Annotated in this window: 12 protein-coding genes and 1 tRNA gene; 4 read left to right on the top strand and 9 right to left on the bottom strand. The window is 37.7% G+C overall.

Annotation, left to right across the window (positions count from 1 at the left end; genetic code table 11):
* Positions 1-29: 29 nt before the first annotated feature.
* Together ACLLO5_RS23730 and ACLLO5_RS23725 are read right to left on the bottom strand one after the other, a co-directional pair.
* A complete protein-coding gene (locus ACLLO5_RS23730; protein ID WP_413172949.1) occupies positions 30-530 on the bottom strand; it encodes a GNAT family N-acetyltransferase in 501 nt (166 codons plus the stop codon).
* A 2-nt stretch (positions 531-532) separates the two neighbouring features.
* Positions 533-823, bottom strand: a complete 291-nt coding sequence (locus ACLLO5_RS23725; RefSeq protein ID WP_413172948.1) for a DUF1778 domain-containing protein — start codon at positions 821-823, stop codon at positions 533-535.
* A gap of 135 nt (positions 824-958) precedes the next feature.
* Here ACLLO5_RS23725 and ACLLO5_RS23720 point away from each other — a divergent pair, with 135 nt between their 5' ends.
* The gene (locus ACLLO5_RS23720) at positions 959-1390 is read left to right on the top strand and encodes a hypothetical protein (protein WP_413172947.1); all 432 of its coding nucleotides are present in this window, start codon (positions 959-961) and stop codon (positions 1388-1390) included.
* A gap of 96 nt (positions 1391-1486) precedes the next feature.
* On the opposite strand, the gene ACLLO5_RS23715 is transcribed toward ACLLO5_RS23720, so the two are convergent.
* From ACLLO5_RS23715 to ACLLO5_RS23700, 4 genes are all read right to left on the bottom strand, one after another.
* A tRNA-Val gene (locus tag ACLLO5_RS23715) sits at positions 1487-1560 on the bottom strand.
* A gap of 120 nt (positions 1561-1680) precedes the next feature.
* Positions 1681-3690: a glycoside hydrolase family 10 protein gene (locus ACLLO5_RS23710; protein WP_413172946.1), complete on the bottom strand. Its 2010-nt coding sequence runs from the start codon at positions 3688-3690 to the stop codon at positions 1681-1683.
* Between the two features lie 49 nt (positions 3691-3739).
* Positions 3740-4918, bottom strand: coding sequence for a pentapeptide repeat-containing protein (locus ACLLO5_RS23705; protein WP_413172945.1), 1179 nt, complete (start codon positions 4916-4918; stop codon positions 3740-3742).
* Between the two features lie 31 nt (positions 4919-4949).
* Entirely contained in the window at positions 4950-6347 is a 1398-nt protein-coding gene (locus ACLLO5_RS23700) for an amidohydrolase (protein WP_413172944.1), read from the bottom strand.
* Positions 6348-6601: 254 nt separating this feature from the next.
* On the opposite strand from ACLLO5_RS23700, the gene ACLLO5_RS23695 reads away from it, so the two are divergent.
* Positions 6602-7387 (top strand): cysteine hydrolase family protein, encoded by a 786-nt coding sequence (locus ACLLO5_RS23695; protein WP_413172943.1) that lies wholly within the window; start codon positions 6602-6604, stop codon positions 7385-7387.
* A gap of 247 nt (positions 7388-7634) precedes the next feature.
* Entirely contained in the window at positions 7635-8090 is a 456-nt protein-coding gene (locus ACLLO5_RS23690; RefSeq protein ID WP_413172942.1) for a cupin domain-containing protein, read from the top strand.
* 2 nt (positions 8091-8092) lie between these two features.
* Here ACLLO5_RS23690 and ACLLO5_RS23685 read toward each other — a convergent pair whose 3' ends face one another.
* Positions 8093-8920, bottom strand: coding sequence for an SDR family oxidoreductase (locus tag ACLLO5_RS23685; RefSeq protein ID WP_413172941.1), 828 nt, complete (start codon positions 8918-8920; stop codon positions 8093-8095).
* Positions 8921-8982: 62 nt separating this feature from the next.
* Entirely contained in the window at positions 8983-9423 is a 441-nt protein-coding gene (locus tag ACLLO5_RS23680; RefSeq protein ID WP_413172940.1) for a hypothetical protein, read from the bottom strand.
* Positions 9424-9724: 301 nt separating this feature from the next.
* Between ACLLO5_RS23680 and ACLLO5_RS23675 the strand changes: the two genes are divergently transcribed.
* Positions 9725-10150, top strand: coding sequence for an NUDIX hydrolase (locus tag ACLLO5_RS23675; protein ID WP_413172938.1), 426 nt, complete (start codon positions 9725-9727; stop codon positions 10148-10150).
* A 185-nt stretch (positions 10151-10335) separates the two neighbouring features.
* Here ACLLO5_RS23675 and ACLLO5_RS23670 read toward each other — a convergent pair whose 3' ends face one another.
* The gene (locus tag ACLLO5_RS23670) at positions 10336-13815 is read right to left on the bottom strand and encodes a DUF4114 domain-containing protein (protein ID WP_413172937.1); all 3480 of its coding nucleotides are present in this window, start codon (positions 13813-13815) and stop codon (positions 10336-10338) included.
* Positions 13816-14540 lie beyond the last annotated feature (725 nt).

Raw genomic sequence — 14540 nt, 5'->3', positions numbered from 1 at the left:
ATTTGTAAATTATGCTGCTAGTTCTATTATTAAAGATTGGCAACAATTTCTTGTAAAGGCAACATTAAAGTTAAAGGTTCTATCGGAGAAGGTTTAAATTTATGTTTTAAATAAAATTGTTTAGCTTCTTCATCTTTAGCGTGAACTAAAATACATCGTACTCCTACTATTTTGGATGCTTGTAAAACCCGAAAGATTGCATCTCTTAATAAACCAGATCCTATCCCTTTTCCCTCCCATTGTTCATCAACTGCTAACCTACCAATAAGCATACAAGGTACTGGATCTGGTGCGTTTTGCTTGACTTTTCTAATAGCCACTGAGCGATATACACCAGAACTTGCTAAACAGTAATAACCAATGACTCTATTTTCAAAAGTTGCTACATAAGTTCTGGCAGTATCCCCCTCATTTTTAAAGGCTTTTTCTCTCAACCAATTATTTAAAGTTTCTGATCTTGAATTAAATTGTGATATATCATGATTATCATTAATTGGTTGAGGAGCTTCGATAATTTTTTCTGCTGCCATTCTTAATCCCAAGGTGATTTAGCAGTTAAAAACTTGCGTAGTTCCTCATCTACTTGAGGTGGTGCGTCTAAAATATCCAGAAATTCTTGATATTTTTCGTCATCTAAGGCAAAAAAAGTTCGATCATGAATTACTTTTTCTGCTTCTCGACAAGCGACATCTAGCATAAAATCAGAACGAGTTTTACCAAGAATTGATGCAGCATAATCAATTAAATTACGCTGTTTTTCTTGAACTCTAATATTAATCACCTGATTGCGTCCAGGGTTATTTGTGTCAAAGGAAGCTACCATTTTAGTTTCCTCTCTTTTAATTACTTCATTAGGTTTAGTATAGATAATCGTGTACACAATGTCAATACAATAATGGTAAGAAGCTACTTAGTTGCGATCGCTCATTGTAAAATTTTGGAATAGACAACTTTTAACATGACAGAACTCAACCCAGATATAACCGGAATTATCACAATCACATTGCAACCCCAAAGCAATGGACAGTATATTTGTCAATTATCATCGTCTCTGAGCGATTCTCCTAGAGACAATATACAATGCTACGGTCAAACCAAAGAACACGCGATAGCGATCGCCTTAGAACAACTAGCCGATGAGTATCGCCGAATAGCGGAAGAACAACAAAACATAGATTGGCTGACAGTGGAGAAATCAGACTCAGGAGAACCAATTACCAAGCATTACCACGTAATTCTGCACTACGAACGCATTGCTGAGGAAGAATCAAAATTTCAGGCAATACACAATACTGTTATGGGTAATACAGTGGTGGAGAATGCTAAAATTACTGTGATTGAGATTGATCCAGATATCCCAATTGATCCGTTAACGCGAGGGTGGGATTGATGAACTGGAAAAATCAAACAAGTAAAAATGTTTTTACAGACTGCACCAACACTGCGATCGCTGGCTAACATCTGGAAAACATATAACTAAAAAATATGGACGTAACTGGATTCGAACCAGTGACCCCATCGATGTCAACGATGTACTCTAACCAACTGAGCTATACGTCCTTAAACAAGCCTTATTCATCATAACATACATTTTTGAAAAAGCAATAACAAAATAAAAATACAGCAAAACTAGTTAGTCAGTAGGGGTTTAGCACCGCCAAACCCTCCTAGTTGTATGAACTAACTAACAGTTATCGTCACACCTGCGCTTTCATTCCCCAACCTATCCACCGCACACACAGCATAAATACCAGGTTGAACAGTGGCAAAAGTCGTACCAGCAGATAAAATACGCTGAATTATCCAACTATCTCCATTTTGACGGTACAGCGTCCAAGAACGCACAGGCTGATTATCTCCAGCTTGCCAATTTAGTCTACCGTTTTCAAATTTTAGTTCCTTGGGAGGAGATGGTGGCGTACTATTTTGCCATGACATTGTGGGAACAATTGCCGGTCTGGAATAATAGACATTTTTAAATTGGTCTGCGATACCTTGGCGATTTTCAGATAGGGAACTCATACTAAAAAAGATATTTCCCAGTGAAAGTTTACCTGCTAAGTTGCGAGAAAGCTGAATTTGCTTTTGTATTTCTTCATTTTTCCATGCTTTCCCATCTAGTTGTCCAATATTATTACCGGCGTAAATATGGCGTTGTTTGGTATTGGCTTCAGTCCACCATTTTAGTAAGACTTCATAACTTTGTTGTGTTTGGTCAGTACGCCAATAAAGTTGCGGTGCTAAATAATCTATCCAACCTTCTTGTAACCATTTCTTGGAATCTGCATAAAGCACACTATAGGGATCTAAACCAACAATTCCTGCTGGTTGTCCGGGGCGATAAATACCAAAGGGACTAATCCCGAATTTAACGTGAGATTTGGTTTTTTTAATTCCTTGAGATAAACGTAATACCATTTGATTGACGTTTTCTCGTCGCCAATCTTCTAAACTTAGTTTTCCACCATTAGCTGTGTAAGTTGCGTAGGTTTTATTATCGGGGAAAGATTGGCCGGATATGGGATAGGGATAAAAATAATCGTCTAGGTGAACGCCATCTAAATCGTAGCGTTTAACAACATCAATAATGACATTGTAAGCCTGGTCTTGAACTATTTTTGCGCCTGGGTCCATCCATAATTGATTACCCCATTGATAAACAACTTCAGGATTAGTTATAGCTATGTGGGGAGAGACATTAGAACCGCTTTTGGTGGTAGTTTTGGCGCGGTAAGGATTGAACCAAGCATGAAGTTCGATATTGCGTTTATGACATTCTGCGATCGCAAACTCCAAAGGATCATAAAATGGTTCTGGTGCTTTTCCCTGAGTTCCTGTAATCCAAGCACTCCAAGGTTCTAAAGCAGAAGCATATAAAGCATCACCTTCCGGTCGCACCTGTAATACTAAGGCGTTAAAATTCAGAGATTGTAATTGTTTAATAATTTCCAGCAGTTCCGTTTTCTGCTGTTCTACAGACAGTCCCAGTTTGGAAGGCCAGTCACTATTCCACACAGTTGTCACCCAAGCACCCCGGAACTCGCGGTTATGACTGACCTTGATAGTGTTGGGAGTCAATAATGGCGGTACGACAATATAATCAGAAGCAATTTTTTCCGCTTTTCCCTGATATACCAAAGCTTGATATACCATTACAGCTACATCTGCACGAGTCGCCGGCATTCTGGGGTTGAGTAATTTAAGATTGGGATAACTAGCCACCAAACCCACACGAGTTGCGATCGCAACTTGATTTATACCATAGTTAGGAATAGCAGTAGAATCTTGATAAATTTCTGCTAACTTACTCACCAGATCCGGTGCTACCTGAGTAGCAATCTCTAATCCATTGACCATAGAAACTAAAATATCACCCCTGGAAATACTATCATTAGGGCGGAAAGTCTGATTAGGATAACCAACCAGAAAACCTGTTTCATAAACCTTTTTAATTGCGCTATTAGCCCAGAATGTAACAGGAACATCTTTAAAAGCAACATATTCCCGTTTTTTAGTCGGCGTAAATATAGAAGCGATAATAGCCGCAAATTCAGCACGGGTAACAGGATAATCAGGGCGAAAAGTTCCATCTCGATATCCATTAACAATGCGCCGTTGGACTAAAGCCTGAATGAATAGACGCGCCCAATGATTTTGAATATCTGGGAATGATGAAGAAGTAGATACCATAGAATATTTTGATAGTAACTGATATTTTTACGCTTAATGTTGATTTTGACTAACCAGAAGTTCCCCGCAAATAAACAAACTTCTGATTCGTATTTTCTAATTTATCATCAATTTTTGTCGAAGCACATATACCCTGATTCAAAAGCCAATTTTGCAAAAACTCATTAATTTTATAAGCATTATGTCCGTGATTAATAAGTAATCCTGTAGGACTCAGACGATTTAACAAAGATTGCATTGCCTCAATCAGCTTATCTTCGGACATCAGGTTAAAAAGTTGAACAGTGCTACGAGTGATAATCACATCAAATAAACCAGGACAAATCTCACTATCAAATATACTCCCCGTAATAAATTTCACTGTCTTCACTTTATTACTAATCTCTGCTGTTGAGATATTATCTAAATTATTGTCTGAGAAATAAGCAAACCAATTTAATTCCTGATAACTGAGTGGATAATTAGCTAAATATTGATTTGCATAGGCAGAAACATCAAGCACAGTTACATCAAATCCAATATATGCTAAAATATAAGCTTCTAAAGAAATACCATTACCAGCACAGAGAACAGTTTTATATTCCAGTTTTTGCAAAAACGGTATTAGCCAATCACTATCATCAAATATATGGCACAAAAAATCATATTGATATCCCTTAGTAATCAAATATTTCCAAAAATAATTCCAACCCTCAGCATCATTAACATTAGTAGGAATTGGATAATCAGGCATTAGGGTTTTCGTAGCTTTGATGGGATCAAAACCTTCTGGAAATAAAGTTTTATGATTATATTGTGCCTGAACTAAATTTGTGCCTTCCAGATTTGCTCCCCGTAAATTTGCATCTTTTAAATTAGCTTCTCGCAGACGGGCATTTTCTAAATTTGCTTGCAACAGAATAGTACCACTCAAATTAGTTCTCAGCATTGTCGCTTGCACAAAAATTGTTTTCGTCATCACTGCGCGACTAAAATCAGCCCTAGTTAAATTGGCGTGACTAAAATCAGCCTTATTTAACATAGCTGTACTCATATTAGCCCTTAATAAAACGGCATTACTTAAGTCTGCACCACTCAAATCTGCCCTGGCTAAAATTGCACCACTCAAATTAATATCTCGCAAATTCACACCTGGAAGAATAGCAGCAGTTAAATCAGAATTTTCAAAATTCCTTTCCCCTGCTGCGTAGAAATTCAATAACTCCTCTGCACTATTAACCTTAACCATGACAAAAACCCCCTCCGCCTACCTCTGCGTTTTATAAACCCATCACTTGACGATAACGAGACTCAATTTGCATTACACCAGCCGATTTTTGCTGAGTTTTCCATTGACTACGGTTAAATAATTCTTGTCGCAATTCAGCAACATTAATACTTATAATTTCACCATTAGCAATAACTTGTTTACCATTTACCCAAGCACTACTAACAACATTATGAGGGCGACCCAAAACTAATAAACCAATTGGATCAGTACGCGGCAACAATGATAAATGAGTTAAATCATAAAGCACTAAATCAGCTTGCTTACCAACAGACAAAGAACCAATTTTATCATCTATCTTCAATCCTTTTGCACCTCCTAACGAAGCCATTTCTACAGCTTCACGGGGTGTAATCCAATACTGATAATCTAATTCAGTAACATTGTGCAGAATCGAACCAATTTTAATCGCTTCTAACAAATCTTGAGAGTCATTACTAGAAGCACCATCACAACCAAAACTTACATTAACACCAGCTTGACGATATTTTAAAATCGGGGCAATACCACTACCTAAACGCAGATTACTTAACGGGTTATGGACAACTGTAGACTGAGTTTCAGCCAAGATATTAATATCAGCATCAGTTAACCAAACACAATGTGCTAAACTGGTGCGATCGCTTAAATAACCAATCCTATTTAAATATTCAACTCCGCTACAACCATATTTTTCCTGTGCCAGTTTTTCCTGTGCCTTGGTTTCCAGTAAATGAGAATGACGACACAGATCATAACGATTACTTAGCTCAATACAACCTGTAAATAAACCATCAGTACATAACTGAATACCAGTTGGTGCAACTAAAATATTTATACCTTCATCTGGACGATGAAACTTAATAACAGCTTCTTCAATAATTGCTAAAGTTTCCGATGTAGAACGAAAATAAGGGTCATGAATTTGTTCAACTTCCCCCGATGGTATACCAGCACTAAAAGACTCATCTTGAATTAAAGGTGCAATAAAAGCCCTAATTCCAATTTCTCTATAAGCGCGAACAGTAATAGCAATAGTTTCTAACTCCTGACCAGGAATTAACACCAAATGATCTACTACACTTGTACCTCCAGAAAGTAAAGTTTCTACAGCCGTACCCAAAGCACTCAGATAAACTTGTTCTGTATCCAGAGGAGTAAAATCATATAAATTTGCTAACCACAATTCTAAAGGCAAAGGAGGAATTACTCCCCGTTGCCAATGTTCCGAAGAATGGGTATGGGCATTGATAAAACCAGGTAATAAAAGTTTATTTTCACCATCAACCTCTGTACCAATCACCTCTAAATTCGGTGCAATGGCAGCGATCATACCATCCACAACCTGTACATCTAAAGTGGCGTAACCATTTGTAACAGGAATTAAAGCTTTTTTAATAGTCCAGTTCATAAGTGTTTAACCATACTATAAATTTATTGTATGCCACAATCAATACTAATCTTTTTGTGAAGCTGAAAGTTGTAAATAGGTTTGGGGAATGGTTATCAGTTATTTTCCTCTCTCTTCCTTGAGTTAAATTTGACAGGGGAACAGATTTTTCACTTTGGTAGCGCAATTTAATATCTTAACCTTAATTAAGGAAATGAACACGCAACAGAATTTCAAGGTACAAAGGAGACAATAATGTTGGGTGTTGAAAATTTATGAATCTACCATTGCGAACATTAGGCGTTTACCCCAATGCTTGGGGAGTAAATCAAACCTTTGCAGACATTACTCGTCCTCAAAAGACTCCACAGCCTGTTATTTTATCAACAGAAACCAAAACCCTGCGTATCGACTTAGCAAAAACCGCCATCATTGTTATTGATATGCAAAATGATTTCTGTCATCCTGATGGTTGGTTGTCACATATTGGGGTAGATGTTAGCCCTGCACGTAAACCAATAGAACCTTTACAAAAATTATTACCACAACTGCGATCGCATGGCGTACCTGTAATTTGGCTAAATTGGGGCAATCGCCCTGATTTATTGAATATTAGCGCCGGTTTACTGCACGTTTATAATTCCACTGGAGAAAGTGTAGGATTAGGTGATCCTCTACCTAAAAATGGAGCTAAAGTTCTTATGGCAGGTAGTTGGGCTGCTGCGGTAGTAGATGAACTCGAACAACTACCAGATGATATTCCCATTGACAAATATCGCATGAGTGGGTTTTGGGATACACCCTTAGATAGTATTCTGCGGAACTTAGGAACAACGACAATATTATTTGCTGGAGTTAATGCCGATCAATGTGTTTTTACAACCCTTTGCGATGCTAATTTTTTAGGATACGACTGTATTTTATTGCAAGATTGTACAGCCACAACTTCACCAGAATATTGTTGGTTAGCAACTTTGTACAACATTAAACAATGCTTTGGGTTTGTCACAGATTCATCGGCAATTTTTACAGCCTTAGCAGAAAACAACAGAAAATCATAATCTCAGTCGCTAATTAGGAATTTAGGAGACAGAAGTAAGAAGAATATATGTAAGAAATCAGGAGTCAGAATGCTGATGAAATGAAGAATAGAGAGCAGTGAGATTTTATCAAAATCATCAAAGTTGATTAAAAAAGCCTTTATTCTGCTGACTTGGAGTGTTCTCTATCCTGAATACTTGCGAATATATTTTTTCCCTGTTCCCTATTCCCTATTCCCTATTCCCTATTTGTAATTTTGAATTAATTATGACCTCTACTCGTTGTGTAATTCCGGTTATCAAATCTCCCAAAGATTACCAAGCATACCGCATTAGCCCCCGTGACTCTAACCGGTTAGCAATTATCTTTGACTCCACAAATGCTAACGCTTCCTTAACTTGTTGTGTGGAAATATTTGACGTGGGTGGACAAACACCACCAAATCGTCATCAATGGGCATTAGAAATGTTTTTTATCCTCAAAGGAGAAGGAGTGGCTATTTGTGATGGCAAAAAAGTACCAATCAAAGCTGGAGATAGTTTATTAGTTCCACCTACAGGCACTCATTTGATTAGAAATACTGGTGAAACTCGTCTTTATACGCTGACAATTATGGTACCAAATGAAGATTTTTCAGAATTAATTCGTAGTGGTATACCTGTAGAATTAGATGCTGAAGATATGTCTGTTTTAGGAAGATTAGATTCCTTTAGCTTTGTGTAAAATCACATATTACTGATCTGTAAAAAAAGCTGTTGCCAATCAATTACAGGTGGTCTTATTCCTTGATTAACTAATTCAAAAACCTGTCCATTAGAACTTGGATAAAATAAACTTTCTACACAAGCCGCAGCAACATCAATGCGGCTGGCTTCTCCTGTAAGAATATCACCCTTACCCACTACTACACCTAATTTACCTGATGTTTCTGCCTTTGTTAAGGTATTCAGATCATAGGAAGTAAAGGGTCCATCAATTAAACGTCCAGGACGGATAATTGTGTAAGGAATTCCTGAATGAATAATGGCTTCCTCTCCCTCTTGTTTGGCATCTAGGACACCAAACCGATTAAGAATATTAAAAGGAAATTGATCTTTTCTCAGAATACCACAGGAAGAAACAAAAACAAATTTTTGTAAATTTTTTGGTGCTGCTGCAACTAGGTTTTTAACAGCTTGGGAATCAACTTTACGAGGTGTATTTTTAGCTTTATTTTCTATTGATTGAGGGTCAAACAAAGCCAGTCCCCATTCGATCATGTTAGGAGGTGAATCAAATTCCCACTTCGCAGAAGGAAAAGCAGTAGTTCCAGTACAGCATACAATAGAAGTTATGTTTGACATTGCTGCTGGTAAGGTATTTAGTTCACGGATATCACCAACAGCAATTTCAACGTTTTGATTGAACATTTCTGTAGCTTTTTGAGCATTTCGTGTAAGAATGCGAACTGACAAACCTTTTTCTAATAATTTGCTGACTACAAGTTGTCCAACACCACCAGTAGCACCAACAACTAATACAAAATCTTCTCTGGAAAGTTCTATGTTAGCCATTATTTTTTAATATTGAGTAATTGCATAAATCAAATACAAATCCTATATGATTTTATCTTAATTTAAACATCCATCACAATTTGAGTTTTACCATTGTGTCCATGAATCAATTCGATTTGCTCCACGCCTCCAGTATACCAGGCAGTTGAAGTAACTTCACCCAGCCATTGCATAACAGCAATACCACCACAACTTTGAAAATAGCATCCTACTGCAACTACACCAGTTCCGCTAATACCAGTGACATCTTTTTTCCTAACTAGCTGAAAAGTCTTGAGATTATATCCTTCTAAAGACGGTTGATCAAATATTAACTGTCTACCCCTTTTGTCTTGGAGTTGTTGAAAGGAGTTTAGAGATGGGAAAGTAGCATAACTAGCATTTGGCAAACATCTAGCAATGGCTACTTGTCCATCTGGTAAAATAACTCCCCCTGCTATTATTTGCTGTAATGGCTTTTTTTCTGGTTCAATCAACCAAAATGCTTGTAGTTTGAGTTCCATAGATTACACTTTTTTATTGCCAACATGGCTGTTTTTATGAATTATTTGTGATTAACATAGTCTAAAAATACAGTGAAAACTGCCCTGTAATTACCAGACAGCAATCTTGTAAATTTGGCATGAATCAGGACAAATAATCTAACTTCGTTAAATATTATACGGAATAAACAGTTAACTAAGTGAAAGATGTTAGCAAGAGCAATGAATTTATAATTAAAATGGCCAACATAGCAATAGGCCTTAGCCTACTGCTCTCAAAATTATCACAATCTAGAGGTTAATCTATCAGGAATATATTCCCATGAGCCGAAAAACCAACAAAATCTGCAAACAATCAGGAGTGATTCCATATCGTGTGAGAGATGGAAAAATAGAAGTCTTATTGATTACCACCCGTAAACGCCAAAGCTGGGTAATACCCAAAGGAGGTGTTTGTAAAGGCATGACTCCGCCTGATTCAGCAGCTAAAGAAGCCTGGGAAGAAGCAGGAGTTGTTGGTCAAGTAAATACTGAAAAAATCGGCGCTTATCAATATCGTAAACGCGGTAATATTTATCGCGTAAATTTATTTTTATTGCCAGTAGAACAAGTCTTAGAAGATTGGCCAGAAGCAACCCAAAGAGAAAGGATCTGGTTAGATATAAGTCATGCTGCCATGATTGTTAAAGGAAATTCTCTGAGAAGGATTTTACATATCTCTCAAAACCAAGTAAAAATAAAAAACTAAAAACAAAAATTAAAAACATAATAATTCAGGAGTCAGAAATCAGAATATTTGAGAAATTTGTTTATCAAACAGGTATTTTTGGCGTTAGTCTGAAAAAGCTTACTGCTGATGACTCAATACTTACCTAAAAACTAAAAATTTAATCCTGTAGGGGTAATTCATGAATTACCCCTATTTTTTGAGTTCTAAGCTATGGTTTGCAAGTCAAATTTGACTACAATATCATTAAAATCTTGATCACCGCCATTTGTTAAATCTTCAAAACCAAAGGTATTATCTCCTAAAAGACGGACATGATCTACTTGATCAGAATTAGCACCTAAGAAGGTGAAGTAAACTGCTGGATCATTATTGGCATTACTATCAAGAATAGCATCGGGTCTACTATTCACAATCAAAAATGGTACATAAATAGCACCACCTTCTAAAGTACCGTTAAAAGTCGCTGTTTGACCATTACTTACACTCAAACCCAGATTGCTTAAATGCTGATTAACCGCAGCTTGAGTATAGCCAGCTTGTCCAGGAAGGATATCAGCAGTACCATCACCATTGAGATCAATCCCACCATTTTGATCAGTTACTTTATAGAAGCCGACATAGTTATCAAAAGCTGCTTCTCGGTAGACTGTAAACTCAGCATTCACCAAACCAGTAACATTCCGTAAATCAATATTTTCCCCTTGAAGAGTATCTTGTAATCCTGTACCCAAAGTTAAAGGATTATCTGTAGCTTGAATATTGACAACCAAATCCTGAAATTCCGAAGAATTAGTAGAACTATCCTTCCAACCAAGAGAAAAATCATTTTCTCCTAAGTTACTAATTTGGAGAGTTGAGGAGTTAGGGAAAATCACGTTGGAAATAGGAGTGATACCAGCTTTTACGGAATCGGTTGATCCATTTCTCACTAAATAGAACCTCAAGTTAGTATTGGTGTTCAATCCTAATAACTTATTGAGGTCGCTACTATCAAATTGGTTGGGAATTTTGGAAATAGTAGAGAAAATGATCTTACTATTTTCTAAAGCTGCTTCAGTATATCCAGCTTCACCAGGGGCGATACCATCAATTTTTCCAGAAGCATCATCAACAGCAAATGCTACTAATTCATTAACATTACTAAAATTATTGTTTGCTATTGTAACTTGAAGTCTAGCCGTGCTATTTGGGCTGACAATTTTAAAAACATCATCACTAACTTTGAGAATTTTAGTTGTGGAAGATCCTCCATCTGTAGGGTTTTCATTTTCGTCAATGTCATTAACATTAATAGTCAACTGCTTAGTAAAAGAGAGTCCAGCAGCATCTGTTGTCTTAACATTAATGTTGTAACTTGATTTGGTTTCAAAATCAGGAGAGGTGTTAATTTTCAGACTTTCACCGTCAATAGTGAATAAACTATTATCTGGATAGTCTTCATCAGTGATTAAGCTATATGTGAAAGTATCACCTGTGTTTTGGTCAGTAGTGATAAATGAACCGATTACGGTTTCGGAGTTAACATTCTCATTAATGGAGGTGACAGTTAATCCTAAATCTGTTGGTGCTGTATTTACTTCTGTTTCGTCTATGTCATTGATATTGATAGTGAACTCTTTTTCATAAGATAGTCCACCTTGGTCAGTGGTTTTGACCAGAATCACATAACTTGATTTGGTTTCAAAGTCAGGAGAGGCATTAATTTTCAGACTTTCACCATCAATAGTGAATAAACTATTATCTGGATAGTCTTCATCAGTGACTAAGCTATATGTGAAAGTATCACCTGTGTTTTGGTCAGTAGTGATAAATGAACCAATTACGGTTTCGGAGTTAACATTCTCATTAATGGAGGTGACAGTTAATGCTAAATCTGTTGGTGCTGTATTTACTTCTGTTTCGTCTATGTCATTGATATTGATAGTGAACTCTTTTTCATAAGATAGTCCACCTTGGTCAGTGGTTTTGACCAGAATCACGTAACTTGATTTGGTTTCAAAGTCAGGAGAGGCGTTAATTTTCAGACTTTCACCATCAATGGTGAATAAACTATTATCTGGATAGTCTTCATCAGCGACTAAGCTGTATGTGAAGTTCTGAACTGTAGCGTTGATGTCGGTGGTAGTAAATTGACCGATTACGGTTTCAGATTCAACATTTTCATCAACGCTGTTGTTGTCGAGTAGTAAATCAGTAGGGGCGCTGTTGATGCCAAAAATCACGTAACTTTCCCCAGAATCGTCAGCAAAGGGGGCGCTAAGAATTAAGTCCGCGATTCCATCACCATTTACGTCTCCTGCACCACTAACTGAATTACCTAAGTTGTCAAATTCTTGAAGGCCATTGATGATAAAGCCGTTAGTACCATCTATATCAGAAAGGTTGATGGCAGCACCAAAGTTATTTTTGCCAAATACTACATAGCTTTGACCGGAACTTTCACCATTGGGGTCGGCGTTGTTGGCGCTAATAATTAAATCGTCTATACCATCACCGCTGATATCTCCTACACCGCTAACAGACCAGCCTGAGTTGTCCAATTCGTTGATACCATTGATGGCAAAGCCGTTATTACCGTTAAGGCTGGAGAGGTCAAAGCTAGAATCAAAATTACCATCTTTACCAAATAGCACATAGCTGATTCCAGCATTGGTGATCCCATTGGGGTCGGCATCATGTGCGCCAATAATCAGATCATCAATGCCATCACCGTTAACATCCCCCGCATTGCTAACGGAGAAGCCTAATTTGCTATCTTGTTCACCATTGATGATAAAGCCGTTGCTACCATCAAGGCTGTTAAGGTCAAGACTGGGACTAAAATCGCCTTCTTTGCCAAAAACTATATACGCCTGACCTGAATTTGTGTCATTGGGAGTTGCTTGGGGAGCGCCGATAATCAGGTCATCAATACCATCATTGTTGATATCTCCGGCACTGCTGACGGATAAGCCTGAATGGTCTTCTATGCTTTGTCCGTTGATGATAAAACCGTTACTACCATCAAGGCTGGAGAGGTTGAAGCTAGAATCAAAGTTGTTCTGACCAAATACTATATAGGTCTGTCCAGGTTTGCCGTTGCTGGTGGTGTAGGCATTGGGAGCGCCAATAATTAGATCGTCAATGCCATCATTGTTCACGTCTCCAGCACTGCTAACGGAGAAGCCTAATCTATCTTCCGCAGTCAAACCATTGATGACAACGCCATTATCGTTAAGGTTGGAGAGGTCTATGGTGGGGTTGGAACTGAAGCTATTTTTGCCAAATATGATGTATGCAGCCCCGGAATTTTCTCCATTGGGATTAGCTGAGGGTGCGCCAATGATAAGGTCGTCTATACCATCGTTGTTAATGTCTCCGGCTGCGCTAACAGAACGGCCTGATATGTCGCCTTCTGTAGCACCGGTGATAGTAAAGCCGTTGATTCCATCCAGGGTGGAGATGTCGATGGTGGAAGCAAATCCTTCGGTGGTGCCAAATACTATATAGCTTGTGCCAGAATTATTTCTGTCATTGGGGTCGGCTTCGGGTGCGCCGATAATGAGGTCGTCTATACCATCGTTGTTAATGTCTCCGGCTGCGCTAACTGAGTAGCCTAGTTTGTCATCGGTTGCATTGTTATTGATGATAATAAAACCGTTTGTGCCGTCAAGTGAAGAGGTGTTGAAAACTTGTTCAGTCATAATTCTGTAGTATCTTTGGCTTTTTGAATTTTTGATAAATTGCCGCTACTGTTTTGTAATCGGCTCATCTTTGCAGTTAATCTGCATGAGGAAGTTTCTCTATGCTGTCAATAGCTAGAGTTGATATGAATCGCTGTGGAGGATAGAAGTTTACTCCGCGATTAATCTGCATGAGGAAGTTTCTCTAGGCTGTAGAAGTGAAGCAGCCAGAGTTGCTATGAATAGCAATAGGGATATGAGTTAATCCCACTGTTAATCTGCGTTAATATTTCTCTGGTGTACTGTGGTTAAGCAGTCAGAGTTTAATATGTATTGCAATGGGTATGAGGAAAATCCGGGTTAAAATCTATGCAAAATAAAACCTAGATTCTGATGCAATTACCCAAAATACGATCTGCTAGAAGCAAAAGCTATTTGCTACTGCATATCATGGTCTTCCATGTCTGATGAGACTTGGTGTTTTGCCGATGACACCCGAACGAACCTACCAAAACGAACTTACCAAGATCCTGAAGTTTTTACTGATTTTCTGGGGTTTAATTTTTGATTGTATTGATTAATAAGGTTTTCATTAAACGCCCACGATGATTCTAGCCTATATCTTGTACTATTAATTGTCAAGTCTCTATAAAGTTTAAACAAAGAATACTGGAAATGCTGAGTTTGCTTTTGATGATTAGGACTGATGATTCCCACAAATAGGGTGATTTTGTCAAGATTTTATG

Origin of the sequence: Anabaena azotica SJ-1 (genome assembly GCF_047275885.1) — a bacterium.
GTDB classification, from domain to species: Bacteria; Cyanobacteriota; Cyanobacteriia; order Cyanobacteriales; family Nostocaceae; genus Trichormus_B; species Trichormus_B azotica_A.
This window is presented reverse-complemented; position numbering and strand designations above follow the sequence as displayed.

Bases quoted from the DNA above. Each gene is read 5' to 3' on its own strand.
- ACLLO5_RS23730 (WP_413172949.1), bottom strand. From the start codon at position 530: ATGGCAGCAGAAAAAATTATCGAAGCTCCTCAACCAATTAATGATAAT.
- ACLLO5_RS23725 (WP_413172948.1), bottom strand. From the start codon at position 823: ATGGTAGCTTCCTTTGACACAAATAACCCTGGACGCAATCAGGTGATT.
- ACLLO5_RS23720 (WP_413172947.1), top strand. From the start codon at position 959: ATGACAGAACTCAACCCAGATATAACCGGAATTATCACAATCACATTG.
- ACLLO5_RS23710 (WP_413172946.1), bottom strand. From the start codon at position 3,690: ATGGTATCTACTTCTTCATCATTCCCAGATATTCAAAATCATTGGGCG.
- ACLLO5_RS23705 (WP_413172945.1), bottom strand. From the start codon at position 4,918: ATGGTTAAGGTTAATAGTGCAGAGGAGTTATTGAATTTCTACGCAGCA.
- ACLLO5_RS23700 (WP_413172944.1), bottom strand. From the start codon at position 6,347: ATGAACTGGACTATTAAAAAAGCTTTAATTCCTGTTACAAATGGTTAC.
- ACLLO5_RS23695 (WP_413172943.1), top strand. From the start codon at position 6,602: ATGAATCTACCATTGCGAACATTAGGCGTTTACCCCAATGCTTGGGGA.
- ACLLO5_RS23690 (WP_413172942.1), top strand. From the start codon at position 7,635: ATGACCTCTACTCGTTGTGTAATTCCGGTTATCAAATCTCCCAAAGAT.
- ACLLO5_RS23685 (WP_413172941.1), bottom strand. From the start codon at position 8,920: ATGGCTAACATAGAACTTTCCAGAGAAGATTTTGTATTAGTTGTTGGT.
- ACLLO5_RS23680 (WP_413172940.1), bottom strand. From the start codon at position 9,423: ATGGAACTCAAACTACAAGCATTTTGGTTGATTGAACCAGAAAAAAAG.
- ACLLO5_RS23675 (WP_413172938.1), top strand. From the start codon at position 9,725: ATGAGCCGAAAAACCAACAAAATCTGCAAACAATCAGGAGTGATTCCA.
- ACLLO5_RS23670 (WP_413172937.1), bottom strand. From the start codon at position 13,815: ATGACTGAACAAGTTTTCAACACCTCTTCACTTGACGGCACAAACGGT.